Raw genomic sequence first — 21630 nt, forward strand, 5'->3', positions numbered from 1 at the left:
GCTATTTGGATAATTCTTTCGATCTTTGTACTAGGTAACGACTAGTACATACCTCTGACACTATATATTACGACACACATGAGTATACCACGGCACACTGCGACCTGGCTAATAGGGCTCGTCTTGGGCACCCTATCCCTACAGTACGTAGCAGCTCAGACTCCATTTACTCTCCGCATCCTATCCCCCACGGGCAAGGCACTCGACTCCATTGCGCTCCGCATTGCCTTCGCTGACACACTCGTCGTATCGGGCTATACCGACCGAGAGGGACTCTTCACGACGACTGCCCCACGTGGCTGTACCCAGGCACACCTTTGGGCTTGGGGCAAGGGCTTTGCAACCCTAGAGACGAATGTCCCTACCGAGGAGACCAATGACCAGAGCCATACCCTAAGACTCCCTCTACGCACCCTGCCCGGAGTGGAGGTGCTCTATGATCAGAGCGGGCGCAGGGGTAGCCCTACCTCGGACACCTATCGCGTCTCACTAGCGAGCCTACCCAAGGGCGCAAAGGCAGACCAAGCCCTCCGCCGTCTACCTGGGCTCATCCTCGCAGACGAAGGGCTCTACCTCATCGGGGCAACGAGTCCAGCCCTACTCTACGTCAATGAAGTACCCGCCAGCATAGGCTTCATCCGCACACTCAATGCCTCGGATCTCGATCAGGTGGAGATACGCTACCGAGACACTCAGAGCGAAGGAGAGGCAGGAGCTGTCTATATCACGCTCCGACGGGAGACTACGACGACCCTACGGGGTGACCTCCTAGCCCAAGCGGGCGTACTGCGCCCCGAGTATCGGCTACATCCGAGTCTATCGCTCTACACACAGCGCTTTGACCTAAGGCTCTTCTCCGCAGTCAGCTACAGCCACCTATACCCCGAGACGCACCTGTACCAAGGAGGTAGGCAAGTCCTACACCAAAGCAATAAGGACCGCTCACTAGGTCTCTCCCTCGGGGGAATGGTCAACATCTACCTAACACCAGAACTACAGGGAACGGGCTCCCTAATCCTGCGGGGAGGGCAACTACGCGCCCAGAGCAGGGTTACCCAGCCTATGAGCGTCCAAGAGGGAAGCCTATCCGAGGACGAAGGTTCGCTCGATCTCAATCTCCTCATCGCCTATCGCCCCACTCCCGCACAGCGACTACTCGTGAAGACACGAGGGAGGATGCTCGGCAATACCTTCTCCGACCTAAGCGACCGCAAATACACCCTCGGTGACCTCTCCATCGCCACCGACCTCGTCTATGAGCATCGGGGGATAGAGCTCATCAGTAGACTACATGACCTGACCTTCACCCTCTGCCAGCAGGGTACGAGTAGCCGCCTACACAGCCTGAAGGGACGCCAGTGGAGCACCCAGCTACGTCTCTTGGCCGAGGACCAGCTCCAGCTATCTGCAGATCTATCCGCCACACTTACGCTAGGGGTGCAGTGGGGACGCTATGGCTTAGGCGCAGGCAAGCAGTACGTGACTCCACTCCCCGCACTCGCACTACGCTACACACGCTGGGGCTACACGGGTCGCCTAAGCTATACACGCTACGTGGAGCATCCCTCTGCCGAGCTACTCTCCCCTAGCCCCTACTACCTCAACGAACTCGAGCAAGTGCTCGGGCAGCCTACCCTTCGCCCTCAGAGCACCGACCTCGTACAGCTCTCCCTCGCTAAGACCTTTGGCCAACATGCCCTCAGCCTATCGGCCTCCTACCGACACCATGCCCAGCTCATCGCCGCTCACCTCATGGAGCCTACGATCAATCAGCTCACCTTCGCCAATGTGGGTAGCGGACATCTCTCTGACCTCACCCTAGGCTACCGCAGTCGCTTCCTCGATGATCGTCTGGGGGTCAAGCTCTATACAGGGATAGTCTACTCTGCCTATCTGCTGGATCATACCTTCCGCCCACAGACACGTGGCCGCAGTAGTATGGGCTGGGAGGTACAGGGTGGAGGGGAATTCTCCTACAGCTTACCTGAGGGCTGGCTCTTCGACCTAAGCGCCTCCTACCACAGCCCACGTTACCTATTCAGCAGGCGCAGGACGACCTCTCCGCTGATTCAGATGGGTGTACAGAAGCAGCTCCTCGATGGGCGACTAGAGGTCAGTCTAAGAGCTAAAGCCCCCTTCGGTCTCGGCGAACAAGTACAGGAGTACTACCGCCAGCGTCTCCACCAGCAGACCAAGGAGGTGCACTACTCGCTCTGGAATATAAGCCTAGGCATCTCCTACCACCTGAACCAAGGCAACGAGAAGCCCAAGCCCCAGCTACCCACCCTATACCCCGACCACAGCCTCACACGTCGAGATATGCGGCTACGCTGATCTATCCCACCCCTAGCGACTGGGGGACTCTCTAACGAGCGAGGGGCAGTACGAAGTAGATCACTTCATACTGCCCCTCGTCCTTTGTGGGGATAGTCCCTCTCTAGGGGAATGCCCCTAGGGCGGTACCTAGGCGCCGTGGAAGAGATATTCCTCCTGGATATCCTCCGTGAGGCAGGTGAAGAGGGTCTCGATCAGCTCATCCGTTACCTGCAGTGCCGCTAGGAGGATCTGGTCCGAGAAGCTCTGTAGGAGCTCTGTCGCATAGTAGGGCTGGCTCTCATAGACGGCTAGGTAGCGCTGCTCCATCTCCCGCTGGCGGGCATCCGTCTCAGCCTCGAAGCGGGCATAGGTCTCCTGGATAAGGGGGGCATAGCGGTTGTAGTTCACCATCCCTAGAGCCTGTACCTTACGGAACTTCCAGTAGGCCGAGTCGTGGCTGGAGTGGTTCGTCCCCTTCGTATAGGCCTCGGGATAAGATGTGATCCCCTGATAGAGGGGTAGGAAGACCCCGAGGTCTGCCATCCCAAGGGCGACATAGTTTATACGTCCGATAGCCTGCGGTAGCTCAGGGCGCACCTGCAGGATATGCGTCTGCGTCGTACGGAAGATGGAGACAGGGCGGTAAGGCTCCCGAGGATTGGCATGCAGATAGGGATCATGCTCCGTACCCTGATAGTGGAAGCGGAAGACTCGGCGCAGGTCATCCATCCCCAGAGGATGCTCTGCTCGGGCAAAGACGGGGAAGGTATTGCACGTGACATCATTGGGGATAGAGGGGCTCAGCATGGCCTGTAGCCCCCAGACACGAGGATAGTTGTAGGTCGTGTCCAGCGCTACATCACGGATATAGGCCTCGTGGAAGTCAAAGTCTCCCTTAGCTGGGTCATACAGTCCGTGCTGTATGGCGTACTCGATGAGGTCTGCACTGGCGAGATAGTGATCGGTTTCGTGCGGGTCGTAGTGTCTGAAGCGACTCTGGTTCCCCGTGACGAAGTACTGATCCTCGGGCATACGACAAGCGAGCCAGCGGTGTCCCGAGGCCGTCTCTAGGTACCAAGTCTCATGGCTATCTACGAAGCCAACCCCAAAGCCCTCGGCCACTCCATGCTCCTCGATCAGTGCCCCTAGGCGAAGCACCCCTTCGCGGGCAGAGCGGATGTAGGGTAGGACGATGTTGAAGACAGAGTTCTCTGCTACCCCATTCTCGACGAGGGGGTCAGACTCTAGGGCACGGTCGCTGCTGAAGATGCTCTCGGTGGCGCTCATCCCGACCCCAGCGGTATTAAAGCCCGCACTGCCCCAGTGTCCAGGTAGGTGGTAGGGGGCGAGGGCGGTGTAGCCAAGAGCCTCTCGGGGGAGCTCACAGCGGAAGGGGCTATCGAGGGCAACAAACCGCTCGGCACCCGTAGAGGTATCGGAGTAGATCTCGAGATTCTTAGCGAGCATGGCATTCCAGTCTTCGCTACGAGCTACGATCCTCGAGCCATCGGCCATCATCTCTGGGCCGACGATAATGGTGGTACATTCGGAGGGGAACTGGGTGCCCCCCTTGAGGTTCTGTTGATTCTGTTCCATGATGAGTTAGTGATGTATTAAGAGTCTGCCCGATGCAGACATGCAATATTACACCATTCCCTCCTCATTGTCAATACCCAATCCTAGGTATCCTCCTCGTTAAGTCCCTATATACGAGGGGGAAGCCTCCCCTCCTATCGGACAGAGACTAGAGGCTCCCTGCGCTCTCCGCTCTCTGTGCTTGGCTCAGCGCTCGATCGGCATAACCAATCGTCCCATCCTTAAATACCTGATGGCTCCTGGTGGTGTAATTCTTGGTTATCCATAGCTCCGTATGAGCATCTTGTATTTGCTTCATCATGACGATGGGGGAGGCATCTTGGCTTTTCCCCATCACCCCATACTTACCCACCAATAGACGCTCTATACGATTGAGCTCCTGCTGCACCACAAAGGTCAAGGAGACAAATACCAGCTGCTCTCTGTAGAACTGAAACAAGACCCTCCGTGTAGCGCTACCCTCATACATAAGCCCCGTAGCTATGTAGGTCACGGTGTATCGAGTAGGCTGAGGGGAATAGTAGTTTTGGATAATCTCTCCACCTAGCTTTTGGACAATCTCCACCACTTGTCTAGGGGTAGACACCCCGAGGGTGCAGCCGAGGATCGTACGCTCGATGGGGACCTTGCTCTGCTTTATTTGGGCTTGGATATTAGGTGCAAGGAAGAGACCTAGGGCTAGGCTCAGGGCTAGGACAATCCTTCGACCTAGCGAGGAGAAGAGGTTTTGATAGTGTTTCTTATTCATTGCTGTATCTCGCTATAGAGTCTCATCCCCAGCGAGCTCTAATCTTGTAGAGAGGGAGGTGGGAAGGAATGGGGATGCACAGCACACCACTTGTCGCACGGACACGATGTGCCCCTCCTCTATCGCAAAGGTAGGGAGACACCTACGAAGGGTGCGCTCCCTCCCTATGGACAAAGGAAGCCTTTTCCACCTACTCCTATCCGAAATCGTCTGCGTACAAGGAAGAGGATGGCTCGCATGTAGATACAGAGCGATAGCCTACATATCTAGCTCTTCCCCTCTCGACTCCACCATCTGACCTAATGGGCGAAGGGCTCCAGCCCCTCACGGGAGGGCTGGAGCGGGCAAAAGTTCCACTCCAAGCCTACTAGTTCTCACTCTCTTTCTCTGCCGAACGAGCTCGATCAAGTTCCTTATCTGTATAGGCAATATAAGCATTCTTGGACATACTATGTCCCTCATAGTCAAAGGTGCGAACTACCTCTAAAGAGGTAAAGGCATCAACAATACCTTTCTTTTTGAACATCCCCTCAGACTCTATCATCATTCCATATTTATCTTCTAGTTCTGACTCTATCTGCTCTAGTACATCCAAATCATCGAAGATAAAGAATATCCTCCGCAGATGCCCCTTATAGAAATATAGACCAGCTAAGAGCGTAGAACGCCTTGCATATTTAAGTCCCTTAACAGCATAGGCCTGCTCATCACTCCCAGCTTGAGTTCCTTCTGCACGAATTATCTTTCCACCCTGCCGTTGGATGATTGCCCGTGCCTGTGCAGGCGTTGTGACCCCAAGGGTGAAGCCACTGATGGTACGGTTGATTGGCACCTTGCTTCGCCCGTCTTGGGCGTGGGAGGGGAGGGAGAGGAGGAGAGCCAGCAGGAGGCCGAGCGTGAGGGCAAGCCTACGACTCATAGAGCGGAAGGAGGATGAGTAGATGTTCTTCATATTCCTGGTTGTTTCTTTGGTGAGCCTTCGTCCCCAGTTGGCTCGGGATGTATGGTGCTTGTGGTGGAGGGCTGGGGACGCACTGCGTACGGCTGGGATAGGAGTACGTGGGGTGATACCCTCCTTGGATACTTTGGCGAGTTCAGTGATGTGTTATGTACTGCCCTCGATGGACATATGCAATATTACACCTTTCCCACCTCATTGTCAATACCTAGCCCTAGGCACCCCCCCTTTTATACGGCCTAATCGGCGAGGGGGCAGGTAGATGGGTACAAGTCACATCCCATCTTACTAGATCTCATTCTCTGCCGAATAAGCCCGATCAAGTTCCAGATCTGTATATGAAATATAAGCGTACGCGAATCCAACATGCCCGTCGTACTCGAAGCTATGAACTACCACCTCTAAAGAAGTAAAGGCATCAGCAATACCTTTCACTCTCATTTTGGACGTTGCCTTACCCTCCGCCATCGTTCCATATTTATTCTCTAATCCTGACTCTATCTGCTCGAATATCTTTAGATCACCAAAGACAAATGATATACTCCGCAGATGCCCCTTATAGAAATATAGGCGGACTGAGAGCGTGGGGCGCCTCGCATATTTAAGTCCCGTAATGGCATAGACCACCTCATCACTCCATGCTTGAGTTTCTTCTATCTCTCCGCCCTGTCGTTGGATGATTGCACGTGCCTCTGCAGGCGTTGTAACCCCAAGGGTAAAGCCACTGATGGTACGGTCGATTGGCTCCTTGCTTTGCCCATCTTGTGCGTAGGAGGGGAGGGAGAGGAGGAGAGCCAGCAGGAGACCGAGCGTGAGGGCAAGTCTACTACTCATAGAGCGAGAGGAGGGTGAGTAGATGTTCATCATATTTATGGTTGTTTCTTTGGTGAGCCTTCGTCCCCTACGGGCTCTGTGTATTACTGAATTGTGGACGAGGAGAGGGATGAATAGTGCATACCGAACTGAGAGGTCACGATATGACACCCACCTCTTTATCGGCAAAGCGGAGAAGCCCGCATCAAGGAGCGAGCCTCTCTCTCGACAAAGGTAGCCTTTTCCACCTACTCCTATCCGAGATCGTCTGCGTACAAGGAGGAGGATGGCTAGCATATAGATACGGAGCGATAGCCTACGTATCTAGCTCTACCCCTCTCGACTCCACCATCTGACCTAATGGGCGAAGGGCTCCAGCCCCTCACGGGAGGGCTGGAGCGGGCAAAAGTTCCACTCCAAGCCTACTAGTTCTCACTCTCTTTCTCTGCCGAACGAGCTCGATCAAGTTCCTTATCTGTATAGGCAATATAAGCATTCTTGGACATACTATGTCCCTCATAGTCAAAGGTGCGAACTACCTCTAAAGAGGTAAAGGCATCAACAATACCTTTCTTTTTGAACATCCCCTCAGACTCTATCATCATTCCATATTTATCTTCTAGTTCTGACTCTATCTGCTCTAGTACATCCCAACCATCGAAGATAAAGAATATACTCTGCAGATGCCCCTTATAGAAAAACATATAGACAGTCTGCGTGGGCCGCCTTGCATAGTTAAGTCCCGTGACAATATAGCTTGCATCTTTACTTCCAGCGTGAATGCCGACTTCTAGAATTATCTTTCCGCCCTGCCGTTGGATGATTGCCCGCGCCTGTGCAGGCGTTGTGACCCCGAGGGTGAAGCCACTGATCGTACGGTTGATTGGCACCTTGCTGCGCCCGTCTTGTGCGTGGGAGGGGAGGGAGAGAAGGAGAGCCAGCAGGAGTCCGAGCGTGAGGGCAAGCCTACGACTCATGGAGCGGAAGGAGGGTGAGTAAATGTTCACCATATTTATGGTTGTTTCTTTTGGTGAGCCTTCGTCCCCTACTGGCTCTGTGTATGTTAATGATTGTGGACGAGGAGAGGGACGAATAGTGCATACCGAACTAGGTGGTCACGATATGACACCCTCCTCTTTATTGGCAAAGCGGAGAAGCCCTCATCAAGGGGCGAACCTCTCTCCCCACAAAGGTAGCGTTTTCGCATATAGTGAGAGGTAAGACTCCACAGAATGAGCATGTTCCCACACAAGAAAGAGAGGGGCGGAAGGAGGGCATCCACGAGCAGGAAGTGACATACCCTGCGCACCCGCTATACAAGACACTTAATGAGCCCTGAAGGGCTCTCGGTAAGAACGCATGTACGCTCTTACCGAGAGCGCACTTGCGTTCTTACCGAGAGCGTGAGGACGTTCATACCGAGAGCGCAAAGGCGCTCTCGGTATGAACGTTTCAGCCCTTTCAGAATGCCCGATACAGAGGGGCTTAGAGAGGGGACGGGGGATGGTATTTGAGATCCTTCGTACCTTTGTGAAGACACACAAGTGGAGGGTATCTTCACTGAGGGCTTGCCCCTAACCGAAGAGCCCCCGACACACGCCCCGAGAGCGACTATCCCCATACTCCTATCGCAGGCACACCGCCCGAGGATGAGGGATGAGCTCCCTGCACTCCCCTCCCTAGGGGAGTTTCTCCGAAGCGATGGCTCCCCCCTTCGCTCCGCACGACACCATCACCCACCCCTTCGCTACAACCCCTATATACCCACACTACGATGACCAAAAGCAAAATACCCTACGAACGACCAGAGGTCGAGTTCTTCACGCTCCCGAGCTATCTGCACTCGATCCTCATCTCCTTCTCTGTGGAGGCTAGGCCGTAGTCTTTCCCCAGCCCTCTCCTCCCACACACAGGTGGGGAGAGGGGATATTCACCTCTTCTTCCACAGCTTCATCCACCACCCTATCCACCATCGGGGGCTTAGCCTAGAGACTTATCCCCCGCTATGACGAGTGCACCTCGGTGTCTCATCAGATATAGGGACAGAATAGAATCGCCCCCACAGAGCCTGCTACGACAGGTCTCTGTGGGGGCGATGATACTAGGCTCCTAGCCCGTGTCTCTTGGATGGCTGATCCGCCACCACACGGAGGACTAGGCGAGCGAAGAGATTGTACTACTTAGCCTGAGCCGTGGAGTCGGTCTTTACCTCGGTAGCCTTACCGGAGGTATAGTGCTCGTTGAGGTACTTGATGAAGTCATCGGTGATGTCCAGTGCCTCATCAGCGTAGAGGACATTGTCGCCTACCTGAGTGAGGATGAGCTTGTAGCGACCATCCTTGTTGTACTCCTTGAGCTTGGCACGGATCTCCTTCATCATATCCTCGAGCATGAGCTGCTGCTTCATCCCGAGCTGCTGAGTGAGCTGAGCACTGAGTGCCTCGCCCTCCTGCTGCATGCGGATAATCTTCTGCTGCTCGGCCTGCTGTGCTTCAGCAGAGACGAAGGCATTGATACGCATACGACGCTCGAAGTCGGCAGCAGCCTTCTGTATAGCAGCCCCCTTGCTCTGTAGACGAGTCTGGTGCTCGAGGGCATCCTTCTCGAGAGCCGCCTTGACCTCCTGAGCGTACTTGTACTGCGAGGAGACCGAGTCCATGCGTACGAGGGCTACGGGTAGCCCCGTGGCCTGCACCTCGGCAGCAGTGGTGGGAGAGGCCTTCTTCTCACCATCCTTGCAGGAGGCGAGTGAGAGCGATGTAGTCAAGGCCAGAGCAGCGAGCCCTAGGCTTACGAGACTATTCTTTGTCATAAGTAGAATGTATGAATTGTATTATTGTATCCGGGGAGCTAGGCCTCTTGGCTGGCGATCCGCTCAGCGAGGCTCTGGTGATGCTGTGCCTCCTTATGCTGGGAGGTGTGACAGGAGATCCCACGCTGCTGCATGGCACGGCTACCCCCTACGTGGGTATTGGGGAAGCGTCCATTCTTCTTGAAGATGACCCCCACAGCTAGTAGGACTACAGCTAGGGAGACAAAGAGCAGAGAGACGATGAATAATGGCATGCTTACTTTTTATCTTTATATTTGTTGTGGACAAAGGTACGAGTTTTCTTGGTACATAGAGCTTTATACACTCTACCTACTACCCCTGAAGGAGCTCACACGGCGTCCAAAAGAGAGTGCCCAGGAGGGCCTCCAAGCACAATAAACATTCAGGAACAATGGAAATTACCAAACTGAACCCCAAGATCGTCTGGAAGTACTTCCACGAAATCACCCAAGTACCACGCCCCTCGAAGAAGGAAGGCAAGATCATCGCTTACCTTGAGAAGTTCGCCAAGGAACACGGGATCTCCTACAAGAAAGACCACGTAGGTAACATCGTCATGAGCAAGCCCGCCACCCCCGGCTATGAGGATCGTGTGAAGGTGATCCTACAGAGCCACGTGGATATGGTGTGCGAGAAGAATGCCGGTACCCAGCACGACTTCGACAACGACCCCATCCGTACGATCGTCGATGGCGAATGGCTACACGCTGATGGTACGACCCTAGGGGCAGACAACGGGATCGGCTGTGCTGCCCAGCTAGCTATCCTCGCCTCCAATGACATCCCCCACGGCCCACTAGAGGCCCTCTTCACCATCGACGAAGAGACGGGTATGACAGGTGCTATGGAGCTCAAGCCAGGCTTCCTAGAGGGGAAGATCCTCATCAACCTCGACAGCGAGGACGAGGGCGAGCTCTTCATCGGCTGCGCCGGTGGTATGGGTATCCTAGCAGAGTTCAAGTACGAGGCTCAGGACGCTCCTAAGGATCTCGTATGGCTACGTATCGCCGTATCAGGCCTCAAGGGTGGTCACTCCGGTGGTGAGATCCACTGCGGGCTCGGGAATGCCAATAAGATCCTCACCCGCTGTCTCTATGCCCTAGAGAAGAACGTCTGCTGGAGTCTCGCCGAGATCGGTGGTGGTAACCTCCACAACGCTATCCCCCGCGAAGCTCATGCCCTCGTAGGGGTAAAGGCTGCCGACAGAGCTAAGGTAGAGGCACTCGTCAAGCAGATCGATGCCGACGTACGCAACGAGCAGAAGGCCGTAGACCCCAACGTACGTGTCGTCCTAGAGGAAGGCACTACCCCCGCCAAGGTCATCGACGAGAAGACCAAGCATGCCCTCGTGCGTGCTCTCTACGCTTGCCCACATGGTGTGCTCGGCATGAGCCACGAGCTAGAGGGCCTCGTAGAGACCTCCAACAACCTCGCTTCGATCAAGCAGCGTGAGGGTGTGATCCTCGTAGAGACCAGCCAGCGTAGCTCCACCACCTCGCTGCGCAACAGCGCCTCTGAGATGGTCTCCAGCGTCTTCGAGCTAGCAGGTGCTGAGGTCAGCGTACGTGATCCCTACCCTGGATGGAAGCCCAACCCCGAGTCTGCGATCCTCAAGGCTTCGGCTGATGCCTACCGCAAGCTCTTCGGCAAGGAGGCTGCTGTCAAGGCTATCCACGCTGGGCTCGAGTGCGGTCTGATCCTAGAGGTCTACCCAGACCTAGATATGGTCTCCTTCGGCCCAACACTCCGTGACGTACACTCTCCCGCAGAGCGTATCGAGATCAAGACCGTAGACCTCTGGTGGCAGCACCTCCTAGAGGTACTCAAGGAGATCCCCGCAGCTAAGTAAGCTACTCCCCTCGCCCAGCGAGCGAGACCTAGGGATATCCCCAAGCTATGAGCCCCCCTCTTCCACTTCGGGAGAGGGGGGCTTATGCTTTTTATATGTGCTCGGGAGGAGGAGGAGATAGCAGGAGGGGAGATCGCCTATATACAAGCAACTTACCCTGTATGCTGAGGTCATATTAGTGACGATGTAGTGATATTCATTATTTAGTTTAACTTTGCAGTTAAACAAGGCGACTAATCAAGACTTCACTAGTCCCCTAACCACTGACTGAGTATGAAGAAAGAAGAAAAGACCGAGGAGGAGATCCTCCTAGCTGCCGAGGAACTCTTCCTCGAGCAGGGCTTCGCCCAGACGACGACCGCCCAGATCGCCCAGCGTGCGGGATGCAATAGTGCGCTGGTACATTACTACTACCGTACGAAGGAGAACCTCTTCGCCCGGATCTTCGGGAGCAAGGTACAGCTCATGCTCCAGAACATATTCAGCTTTGACCGTCGGGATGAGACCTTCGAGGAGCGTATCACGAGACTCATCTCTGCCCACTTCTCATTCCTGAGGGAGAACCCTCGCCTCGTCCCCTTCGTCCTCAAGGAGATCCTCTTCAGCCCAGAGCGTGCGACCCCCTATGCGCAGGAGCTCACTCGAGCTAGAGGCGAATTCCTACGCCACCTAGAGGAAGACCTGCGAGAGGAGCGCAGCGCAGGACGGATAGGCGATGTCCGTGCCGAGGCTCTACTCAACCTCGTGGTCACGCAGAATATCTCCTTCTTCATCCTGGCAGCCTTCAAGCGAGCAGCCACAGGTCATACCCTCGAGGATGCTGACTACGAGGCTCACTGCACAGAACTCATCACCACCGTCCTAGCTCGACTAAGACCCCAATAGCCCCACTATGGCACGTATCCTAACGAAGGCTACTGCCCTTGCCCTCCTCCTGGTCCTCATCCCCCGAGCAGGCTCCGCACAGGAGCTCACCCTAGAGGAATGCTGGAGACAGGCCGAGGCGCACTACCCCCTGAGCCGGCAATATGCCCTCATCGAGCAGACTAAGGACTACAGCCTCTCCAACGCCAGCAAGCGTTACCTCCCCCAGCTTAGCCTGACAGCCAAGGCCTCCTATCAGTCGGAGGTCACCAAGATCCCCTTGGACTTCACCGCCCTAGGCCTACCGATCACCCTCCCCGAGGTACAGCGTGACCAGTATGGAGCTACGATAGACGTCAGCCAGCTCCTCTGGGATGGGGGCAGGACAGCCGCCGCCCGCTCCATGATCCGCTCCGAGGCCGAGGTGAGCCGTGCCGAGACAGATGTCTCCCTCTATGCCCTGAGACGCAGGGTGAGCGAGATCTACTTCGCCCTGCTCCTCATCTCAGAGCAACAGAGCTACAACGACCTCTTCCATGAGGAGATTCTTCGCACCAAGCACAAGGTAGAGACCCTCATCCGTGGCGGTGTCGCTACCACCACCGACCTAGACGCTGTGGAGGCTGACCGTATCCGCTCGGAGCGTACCCGTAGTGAGTACCTAGCCCTACGCCGTAGCTACCTCGGGGCACTTGGCCTTCTCATGGGAGATACGCTCTCCGATAGCACCAAGCTCCGATTCCCCACAGCAGAGATAGCCGAGCAGAGGCATAAGACTCGCCCTGAGCTCCATGTACTCGACCGACAGACTCAGGCACTAGGGGCTCGGCGCAGGGAGCTATCCGCCTCCCTACTCCCCACACTCGGGCTCTTCGCCCAAGGGGGCTATGCTCGCCCTGGGCTCAACTTCCTAGACCGAGACTTCTCCCCCTACTACATCGTCGGAGCCCGTCTCTCGTGGTCATTAGGAAGCCTCTATACGCACCGCAACAATCAGCGTCTACTCTCCACCCAGGAGCATAGTCTCGACCTCAAGCGTGAAGCCTTCATCACAAACCAGCAGATAGAGATCGCCAATAAGTCAGGTGCGCTGGAGAAGGTACGGACACAGCTCCACTATGACGATGAGCTAATCGCCCTTCGTCGGCGTATCTACAGCAGTTCAGTAGCCAAGATGGAGCATGGCACACTCTCGGGGGCAGACCTCATGCGTGACCTAACCCAAGTCCGTCTAGCTGAGCAGGAGAAAATCCTACACCAAGTACAGTATCTACAGCTCCTGTACGACCTTCGCTGGCTCTCAGGAGTATAGTATCCACCCCGTTTCATACCCTTCGTCCCTCACGCATTCCCTTCCTCGGTGATGTGTCTCCCTTTGCACCCGATACCCTAGGGTAGACATTCCCCTCACGAGCCCCACGAGCCCCACGAGCCCGCACTACATCCCCAAGTAACGACAACGACCCCATGAATAGACTTCTGTCACTAGTCCCCATCCTCGGCTTACTGCTCTCCATCACCGCCTGCTCGGGGAGGGACAACCAGTATGACGCTACAGGTACCTTCGAGGCTACCGAGGTCACCATCTCTGCCAATGCCACGGGCGAGCTCCTCAGCCTTCGCCTGCAGGAGGGTGATACCCTCAAGGCAGGTGTCCCCGTAGGTCTCATCGATACCACCCAACTTCATCTGAGGAAGATGCAGCTCTACTCCTCCATCCATGCCCTCGGAGGGAGACGCTCCAACATCCCCGTGCAGATCGCCTCCCTGCGGGAGCAGATCGCCGTACAGCGACGAGAACTCGCCCGCTTCACGGAGCTACAGCGTGCAGGGGCAGCCACCACGAAGCAGGTCGATGACCTCTCCGCACAGCTCTCCGTCCTAGAGCGTCAGCTCTCTGCCCAGACCGAAGCCTTAGGAAGGGGGAACCAAGGACTCAGCAATGAGGCCTCCACCCTCAGCATACAAGTACAGCAGATCGAGGATGAGATCAGGAAGTCCGTCCTCACAAGCCCCATTGATGGCGTCGTACTCGCCAAGTATGCTGAGGCAGGAGAGCTAGCCGTACGAGGACGTGCACTCTTTCGGGTAGTCGATCTCAGACAGGTATACCTCAGAGCCTACGTAGATGCCAGCCAACTGACCCGGCTAAGACTAGGGCAGGAGGTCTCCGTCTATGCCGATGCAGGCAGGGATGAGCACAGGCTGTACAAGGGGCATATCAGCTGGATCTCCGAGAAAGCAGAGTTCACCCCAAAGACCATACAGACACGTGACGAGCGAGCCAACCTCGTCTATGCCATCAAGGTCTCCGTAGCCAATGATGGACTGATTAAGCTAGGGATGTATGCAGAGGTACGCTTCTGATCACCAAGAGCCCAGCATCGTGATCGAAGGGCTAGCGAAGAGCTTCGGCCAGCTAGAGGCCGTGCATCCGCTCTCGCTCTCTATCGGTCATGGTGAACTCTTTGGACTCATTGGCCCCGATGGTGCAGGCAAGACCACCCTCCTGCGCATGCTCACCTCTCTCCTACTGCCGACAGCGGGAGGAGCGAGGGTAGAGGGGTTAGATGTGGTGCGTGACTACCGAACCCTTCGCCTCATCCTAGGGTATATGCCGGGGCGATTCTCCCTCTACCAAGATCTGACCGTACGGGAGAACCTCGAGTTCTTTGCCTCCGTCTTCGGCACTACCGTGGCGGAGGGTTATAGCCTCATCCGAGATATCTACGTGCAGATCGAGCGCTTCGAGGGACGACGGGCAGGCAAGCTCTCGGGGGGTATGAAGCAGAAGCTCGCCCTATCGTGCGCCCTGATCCACCGCCCACGGGTACTCTTCCTCGATGAGCCGACGACGGGGGTAGACCCCGTATCCCGTAGGGAATTCTGGGATATGCTCCAGAGGCTACAGGAGCAGGGGCTCACGATCATGGTCTCCACACCCTATATGGATGAGGCCTCGCGCTGTGGACGTATTGCCCTGATGCAGTCTGGGCATATCCTGCAGGTGGATAGCCCCGAGGGGATCAAGGCGAGCTACCCATACACCCTCTGGGCTGTACGTAGTGAGCGTATGATCCCCCTACTCACAGACCTAAGAGAGAGCCCCGAGGTAGAGACCGCCTATACCTTTGGCGAGAGCTACCACGTCACACTGCGTGCAGCTAGCCAAGGGGTAGAGGCTCTGCGCACCTCCCTACATCATGCAGGGCATACCAGTGTATCTATAGAGCAGATCAGCCCCTCGGTAGAGGACTGCTTCATGGCTTTACATCCGAGTGCATCATGAGCGAACTTAGAGAAACAATGGGCGAGGAGGTAATTGTAGCCCGAGATCTGCGCAAGAGCTTTGGCGACTTCCACGCTGTCGATGGGATTAGCTTTGAGGTTAAGAGGGCTGAGATCTTTGGCTTCCTCGGGGCGAATGGTGCAGGCAAGACAACGGCTATGCGCATGCTCACGGGGCTTAGCAAGCCGACCTCTGGCGAAGGGCGTGTGGCAGGCTACGACATCACCCGTGAAGCCGAGCAAGTGAAGAAGCACATCGGCTATATGAGCCAGCGCTTCTCCCTCTATGAGGATCTGCGTGTGTGGGAGAACCTTCGCCTCTATGGGGGTATCTACGGTATGTCTCAGCGACTCATACGTGAGCGGACAGAGCAGCTCCTCACGAGTCTTAGCTTCGAGGCTAGACGAGACACCCTCGTACGAGACCTACCTCTAGGCTGGAGGCAGAAGCTCGCCTTCTCCGTAGCAGTCTTTCATGAGCCCGAGGTCGTCTTCCTCGATGAACCTACGGGCGGTGTCGATCCCGTGACCCGAAGGCAGTTTTGGGAGCTCATCTACGCTGCTAGTCAGAGAGGGATCACGGTCTTCGTCACCACGCACTATATGGATGAGGCAGAGTACTGCGATCGGGTATCTATCATGGTCGATGGGCGTATTGATGCCCTAGATAGCCCAAGCGCACTCAGAGAGACCTATGGAGTCAGCTCTATGGAAGAGGTATTCCAGCGCTTAGCCCGTGGAGCTACTCGCTCAGACAGCTAAGAGCCCTACCCAGACCCTAATCAGACAAGACAATGAAGCAGTTCCTAGCCTTCGTCCTCAAGGAGTTCAAGCACATCGCCCGAGACCGCTGGACGCTCCTCATCCTGCTGGGGATCCCCATAGCGCAGATCTTGCTCTTTGGGTTCGCCATCACCACCGAGGTGCGTAGTACGCCCGTCGCCGTCTATCGCCCCTCGGGGCAGACCGAGCGAGAGATCATAGCCCAGCTAGATGCCAGCCCCTACTTCGTCGTGACTCATGAGGTAGGGAGTCCGAGCGAAGTGGATAGCCTCTTCCGTGGCGGAGCGATACGGCTCGCCATTGCCTTCTCCCCTGAGTTTGATAGTGACCTACATCAGACGGGAGAAGCTAAGATCCAGCTCATCGCTGACGGCTCAGACCCTAACCAAGCACGTACCATCATCGGCTATGCCACTGCCGTCCTCTCCTCCTACCAAGAGCGTCTACTCAAGGAGCACCGAGCACCCGTACTCATCCAAGCTGAGACCCGTATGCTCTACAATCCTCAGGCGAAGAGTGCCTACCACTTCGTCCCGGGGGTGATGGGTATCATCCTCACGCTCATCTGTGCGATGATGACGGCTATCGCTATTGTACGAGAGCGAGAGATGGGCACCATGGAGGTCTTGCTGGCCTCTCCTATACGCCCCCTCTACATCATCCTAGCCAAGGCTGTACCCTACTTCGCCCTCTCGTTGGTGGATCTCATCAGCATCTTGCTCCTCTCAGCCTTCGTCCTCGACGTACCTATCGAGGGGAGTCTCTTCCTACTCTTCGGGGTATCGATGCTCTATATCCTCCTTGCCCTATCCCTAGGGCTCATGATCTCCACCCTCGTAGAGAGTCAGGTCGCTGCCATGCTCTCCTCGGGGATGGCGCTGATGGCTCCGACGATGATCTTCTCGGGGCTGATGTTCCCTATCGAGAGCATGCCCGTCGTCCTACAGTGGGTATCGACACTCATGCCTGCACGCTGGTACATCGCTGCTATGCGCAAGATCATGATCCAAGGGGCAGGCCTCGTGCATGTCGAGACGGAGATCCTTGCCCTCACACTGATGGCGAGTGTCCTCATCCTCGTGAGCCTATACAAGTTTAAGACCCGACTAGAATAAAGCACCATGCTACGCTATCTATTGGAGAAGGAGTTCAAGCAGATCCTGCGTCATCGCTTCCTCCCACGTGTCATCCTCTTCATGCCCTTCATGATGCTCGGAGTCTTGCCCTTCGCTGCCAACCAAGAGGTCAAGGAGGTGCGTGTGGCCGTCCTAGACAACGACCACAGCACGACCAGCCGAAGGCTCATCGAGAAGATCAAAGGCTCGGGCTACTTCCAGCTCGTCGCCCTACCGAAGGGCTACCAAGAGGCACTACAGGGGGTGGAGGCAGGGGAGACCGACATCATACTAGAGCTCCCACGTGACCTGGAGAAAGCAATCGTACAAGGTGAGGGGAGCCAAGTCCTATTGGCAACCAATGCCGTCAATGGCACCCGTGGTATCCTTGGCTCTACCTATCTCTCCAGCGTGCTGCATGACTATGCCTCCGAGCTGAGGCAGGCAGGTGTAGGAAGCGCAGAGCGAGGTAGCTATACTGCCCTCCCGACCTTCACCCTGCAGAGCCAATACCAGTTCAATCCCCATCTGGACTATAAAGCCTTTATGGTGCCGGGCTTGATGGTGATGCTTCTGACGATGCTCACAGGCTTCCTCCCCGCCCTAAATATCGTCGGGGAAAAGGAGACGGGGACGATCGAGCAGATGAATGTTAGTCCCGTTCGTCCCTGGACGCTTATCCTCAGCAAGCTCATCCCCTACTGGACACTCGGGCTCTTCGTCCTCATGCTGGCTATGGGCTTAGCAGCAACACTCTTCGGACTTACCCCAGCTGGAGGGATCGCCAATATACTCGCCTTCACTCTGCTCTACCTGCTGGTGATGTCGGGGCTGGGGATCTGTGTGTCGAATATTGCAGGGACGATGCAGCAGGCGATGTTCGTCATGTACTTCTTCATGATGCTCTTCTTCCTAATGAGTGGGCTCTTCACCCCCATCACGAGTATGCCCCAGTGGGCACAGATGCTGACCTACCTCAATCCCCTACGCTACTTCGTCCAAGCGATGCGAAGTATTTACCTCAAGGGTAGTGGGCTCATGGATCTACTCCCACAGCTCGGCGCACTCGCCGTCTATGCCCTAGCCTCCTGCTCCCTAGCCCTCCTCTCCTACCGCAAGAGGAGCTAAGCGGGACGGGAAGGATTCTCTTTAGTGGTGTTTCCCCTCAGAGAAAATTCCCCTTAAAACAATCAAGGGTAGACCTAGAACGTTTGCCGTTGTGGTTGCAAGCAAGGTTATCAGAACTTCCTTCTCTAAGTCGAATGTGCTACAAAATCCTTTGATTACCAAAATAAGGAGTATGATTAACATCCAACTAGATGTCACTCCTATAACCCACCAAGCAAGACGGTCTCTCCATTTGGTATCTTGCTTATAGCGGTCATTCTCTAGCGGTTTACGATCGGGATCGGGGGTACCCCCTTGAGCCCCTCCTTGGATAGCATCTTCGTTAAGGCTATCCCCCCAAGTGCTCTCTTTACTTGTTTGTTGCATCTGAGGGTTTTAGGACTGATTTCACAAAGTATGGCACTATATATTCATCCGGGATTACAGTGTTCCATGTTCTCCCATCCCTTTCTACTACTTTCCACCATGGAGATCCTTCTCTATGAGACCACTCACTAAGTGATGTTGCAGAATAACCTCCAAACGTTTTTAATACGGCCTCGAACAACGACTTTACATCATCGTCAAGCTCTTCACTATATGTACCGCCAGCTATTTTTGTAAAATCCTCATCCATCAGAGCTTCTCTAATTAGAGGAAATACAGGCCCATAGGGCCATGCATGAGGTCTTCCTTTCAAGAGTTTTTTCCCCTCGCGAGCAAGCATAGCCCCATAAGCAATGTACAAAAGCTTCTGTACCTTGGTCATATTCATCTCAATCGACATTTTCCCCGCCATCTCTATAAGAGCTTTGGCAAGTATAATGTCTGATTCTCTGCTTGGATATACCATCACCTTTACTTTGAAATAGGCCTCTAGTTACTACAAAGCTAGTAAATTCAGACTAAATGCCCTAAATAACGCCCGTATTTTTCACGACATAGCCCTCGGAGACTGCTCTCCGAGGGCTATGCTCTATTATGGTTCGTAGGTCTAGAGCTCTACCGTGTAGGTGACGACATCACCCGACTGAGGATAGAAGCCTCGTAGGATCAGGATCGAGCCCGAGCGACGGCCTGTCGTCTTGCCCTTGACGGGGGAGATGGACTTGTTGAGGTCAGCGACACTACGTAGGGGATTGTCGTTAGCCGTGAGGAGGATGAAGCCCTCGCGTATCCCTGCATTCTTCAGTGCTCCTGAGCGAAGAGACTCGACGACGAGGCCATAGGATAGCCCATAGGAACGGCGAGCACCAGCCTCTAGGGGGCGAAGCGTAGCCCCGAGTCGTGCATCCACCGAAGAGGACTGCTGCTTGAGGATGGAGGAGCCTCCCTCCATGTTGCGAAGCGTTACCTTGAAGGTCTTCTCAGCCCCCTTGCGGTTCACCTGCACATCGATCTTATCCCCGGGACGGAAGCGAGAGAGCTGCTCCTGCAGCTGCCCAAAGCTCGAGACCTTGTGCCCAGCGATCGCCGTGATCACATCCCCCTTCTCAATACCAGCAGCGAGGGCAGCACTGATCTCTGCAAAGTCAGCGACGTAGAAGCCTTCATTGACCTTGAGCCCTTCCTTCTGCACCAATTCTGAGGTTACTTCGCTCCCTACGACACCGAGGACACCACGCTGTACGGTACCATACTTCTTGATGTCGGAGACGACCTTGGCAGCGATATTGATGGGCACGGCGAACGAGTAGCCGGCATAGTTGCCCGTCTGCGAATAGATCATCGTGTTGATCCCGACGAGCTCCCCAGCAGCATTGACCAGAGCACCGCCACTATTACCGGGATTGACCGCTGCATCGGTCTGGATGAAGGCACTTACCTCCAGCTGGTCACCAGCAGAAGCCGTAGAGCGGGACTTCGCACTCACGATCCCTGCCGTGACGGTGCTGGTGAGGTTAAAGGGGTTACCCACGGCCAGCACCCACTCCCCGAGGCGAAGGTTATCCGAGTTGCCGAAGGGGATCGTAGGGAAGTCCTTCCCCTCGATCTTCAGTAGGGCAATATCAGAGCCTGCGTCGGCACCAACAAGCTTGGCCGTGAAGGTGCGGTTATCATTCAGTGTGACCTTGATCTCATCCCCTCCATCTACCACGTGGTTATTCGTCATGATGTAGCCATCGTTGCTGATGATCACACCTGAGCCATAGCCCACGACGGGCTGACTGCGACGGCTATTATTGCGAGGGTCTCCACCGAAGAAGAACTCAAAGGGATCCATCATCTGCTGTTGCTCCACACGCTGCTCCTTCTGCACCTTGATATGCACTACCGCCTTGACCGAAGCCTCAGCAGCAGGAGTCAGATCTGGAGCTGATCCTAGTGGACGCTGTCCCAGCGAGAGGGCTGCATTCTGAAAGCCATATTCCTCCGCAGAGATTGTAGCCTCCGTACCCGTTATCTCCGAGGAAGCCCTCCCCGAGGGCTTACCATTCGCTATCACATGCACCGTCGTAGCGGATGCCACGACACTCACAGCTACTAGTCCTAGTGTAGCTGCGACATTCTTCCATACTTTGCTCATTACAATACGAGATTATATGTCCTGTTTATCATCTTGCTGAGAGGGGTAAGGTCTAGCCTCACGAGCAGTCACGCCAGTATAACGTACCTCACAGCACCTAGTGTATATAGTTTTACTACACTTATACTCTATAGGAGACAAAGAATGTGCCAAAGTTTAATAGTTTGTCACACCATCCTCTCCTTTCCCCTCCTTATGACACAAATGCATAACTCTAGGGGAAAGGTCTACAGAGTAGCGATACAGCCTCCTCTAGTCCCTATAGGAGCAGTTCCTCCTGCGAAGAGCTACGATAGGACGAGAAAGGCCTACAGAGAGCAAAGGATAGGGATACAGTGTAGGTGAGGTATACAAGGTAGTAGTCTCATAGCAAGAGAGCGGAGCACCCGAAGAGCTAAGTCAGGCTAGAGATGCCATAACGGCATAGAAGACATTGGGGGAGGTATAAAAAAATCAGCGAGCAAGGAAGACCCTGCTCGCTGATATCGTATTAGTAATTTACTGACCCCGAGAGGTCAATAGGAAGTGGAGAATAACGGATTCGAACCGTTGACCCCCTGCGTGCAAAGCAGGTGCTCTAGCCAGCTGAGCTAATCCCCCAAGATAAGTCACTTAAGTAGTCCCAGGCAGATTTGAACTGCCGACCTCTACATTATCAGTGTAGCGCTCTAACCAACTGAGCTATAGGACTGTCTTAGGACTAATAATTAACGAGAATATTGATATGACAGCAGAAGCGAGTAGCATTCGCTCGCGGGATAAAGCCTAACTCATCGCATACGTACATACTACACTAACTATACTAAAGCCCATTTTCAGAACTCCAGAAAGGA

Annotated in this window: 17 protein-coding genes, 2 tRNA genes and 1 pseudogene; 9 read left to right on the plus strand and 11 right to left on the minus strand. The window is 55.0% G+C overall.

The window, feature by feature from the left end; genetic code table 11:
* Positions 1-78: 78 nt before the first annotated feature.
* On the plus strand, positions 79-2334 hold the full coding sequence (locus tag QZ554_RS05190; RefSeq protein ID WP_297194808.1) for an outer membrane beta-barrel protein: 2256 nt from the start codon (positions 79-81) through the stop codon (positions 2332-2334).
* A gap of 129 nt (positions 2335-2463) precedes the next feature.
* Here the strand turns inward: QZ554_RS05190 and QZ554_RS05195 are convergent, their stop codons facing one another.
* From QZ554_RS05195 to QZ554_RS05225, 7 genes are all read right to left on the minus strand, one after another.
* Entirely contained in the window at positions 2464-3912 is a 1449-nt protein-coding gene (locus QZ554_RS05195; protein ID WP_297194809.1) for a C69 family dipeptidase, read from the minus strand.
* 148 nt (positions 3913-4060) lie between these two features.
* Positions 4061-4660, minus strand: coding sequence for a hypothetical protein (locus tag QZ554_RS05200; protein ID WP_297194810.1), 600 nt, complete (start codon positions 4658-4660; stop codon positions 4061-4063).
* 367 nt (positions 4661-5027) lie between these two features.
* The gene (locus QZ554_RS05205; RefSeq protein ID WP_297194811.1) at positions 5028-5612 is read right to left on the minus strand and encodes a hypothetical protein; all 585 of its coding nucleotides are present in this window, start codon (positions 5610-5612) and stop codon (positions 5028-5030) included.
* Between the two features lie 294 nt (positions 5613-5906).
* On the minus strand, positions 5907-6485 hold the full coding sequence (locus QZ554_RS05210; protein WP_297194812.1) for a hypothetical protein: 579 nt from the start codon (positions 6483-6485) through the stop codon (positions 5907-5909).
* 371 nt (positions 6486-6856) lie between these two features.
* Positions 6857-7441: a hypothetical protein gene (locus QZ554_RS05215; protein WP_297194813.1), complete on the minus strand. Its 585-nt coding sequence runs from the start codon at positions 7439-7441 to the stop codon at positions 6857-6859.
* Positions 7442-8607: 1166 nt separating this feature from the next.
* Positions 8608-9243 carry an OmpH family outer membrane protein gene (locus QZ554_RS05220; RefSeq protein ID WP_297194814.1) on the minus strand — a complete coding sequence of 212 codons (636 nt, stop codon included), beginning with the start codon at positions 9241-9243 and terminating at the stop codon, positions 8608-8610.
* A gap of 38 nt (positions 9244-9281) precedes the next feature.
* Positions 9282-9497 carry a hypothetical protein gene (locus QZ554_RS05225; RefSeq protein WP_297194815.1) on the minus strand — a complete coding sequence of 72 codons (216 nt, stop codon included), beginning with the start codon at positions 9495-9497 and terminating at the stop codon, positions 9282-9284.
* Between the two features lie 158 nt (positions 9498-9655).
* Between QZ554_RS05225 and QZ554_RS05230 the strand changes: the two genes are divergently transcribed.
* The 8 genes and pseudogenes from QZ554_RS05230 to QZ554_RS05265 all read left to right on the plus strand — a co-directional run bounded on the left by QZ554_RS05230 (position 9656) and on the right by QZ554_RS05265 (position 18291).
* Complete coding sequence (locus QZ554_RS05230; protein ID WP_297194816.1) at positions 9656-11113, plus strand: aminoacyl-histidine dipeptidase; 1458 nt, start codon at positions 9656-9658, stop codon at positions 11111-11113.
* Positions 11114-11386: 273 nt separating this feature from the next.
* Entirely contained in the window at positions 11387-11998 is a 612-nt protein-coding gene (locus QZ554_RS05235) for a TetR/AcrR family transcriptional regulator (RefSeq protein WP_297194817.1), read from the plus strand.
* Positions 11999-12005: 7 nt separating this feature from the next.
* Positions 12006-13289 (plus strand): TolC family protein, encoded by a 1284-nt coding sequence (locus QZ554_RS05240; RefSeq protein WP_297194818.1) that lies wholly within the window; start codon positions 12006-12008, stop codon positions 13287-13289.
* A 155-nt stretch (positions 13290-13444) separates the two neighbouring features.
* Complete coding sequence (locus QZ554_RS05245; protein ID WP_297194819.1) at positions 13445-14344, plus strand: HlyD family efflux transporter periplasmic adaptor subunit; 900 nt, start codon at positions 13445-13447, stop codon at positions 14342-14344.
* Positions 14325-15266, plus strand: coding sequence for an ABC transporter ATP-binding protein (locus tag QZ554_RS05250; protein ID WP_297194820.1), 942 nt, complete (start codon positions 14325-14327; stop codon positions 15264-15266). Before QZ554_RS05245 ends, QZ554_RS05250 begins: the two co-directional genes overlap by 20 nt.
* A 47-nt stretch (positions 15267-15313) precedes the next feature.
* Positions 15314-16027, plus strand: a pseudogene (locus tag QZ554_RS05255) (ABC transporter ATP-binding protein); the annotation flags it as partial.
* A 32-nt stretch (positions 16028-16059) separates the two neighbouring features.
* Positions 16060-17163: an ABC transporter permease gene (locus tag QZ554_RS05260; protein WP_297194821.1), complete on the plus strand. Its 1104-nt coding sequence runs from the start codon at positions 16060-16062 to the stop codon at positions 17161-17163.
* Positions 17164-17169: 6 nt separating this feature from the next.
* Positions 17170-18291, plus strand: a complete 1122-nt coding sequence (locus QZ554_RS05265) for an ABC transporter permease (RefSeq protein WP_297194822.1) — start codon at positions 17170-17172, stop codon at positions 18289-18291.
* 349 nt (positions 18292-18640) lie between these two features.
* Here QZ554_RS05265 and QZ554_RS05270 read toward each other — a convergent pair whose 3' ends face one another.
* The 4 genes from QZ554_RS05270 to QZ554_RS05285 all read right to left on the minus strand — a co-directional run bounded on the left by QZ554_RS05270 (position 18641) and on the right by QZ554_RS05285 (position 21488).
* Positions 18641-19123, minus strand: a complete 483-nt coding sequence (locus QZ554_RS05270; RefSeq protein WP_297194823.1) for a type II toxin-antitoxin system antitoxin SocA domain-containing protein — start codon at positions 19121-19123, stop codon at positions 18641-18643.
* Between the two features lie 141 nt (positions 19124-19264).
* Positions 19265-20797 (minus strand): Do family serine endopeptidase, encoded by a 1533-nt coding sequence (locus QZ554_RS05275; RefSeq protein WP_297194824.1) that lies wholly within the window; start codon positions 20795-20797, stop codon positions 19265-19267.
* 526 nt (positions 20798-21323) lie between these two features.
* Positions 21324-21397, minus strand: a tRNA-Ala gene (locus QZ554_RS05280).
* Positions 21398-21414: 17 nt separating this feature from the next.
* Positions 21415-21488: transfer RNA gene (locus QZ554_RS05285), tRNA-Ile, on the minus strand.
* Positions 21489-21630: the final 142 nt, after the last annotated feature.

Source organism: uncultured Porphyromonas sp. (genome assembly GCF_915070105.1).
Taxonomy (GTDB): Bacteria; Bacteroidota; Bacteroidia; order Bacteroidales; family Porphyromonadaceae; genus Porphyromonas.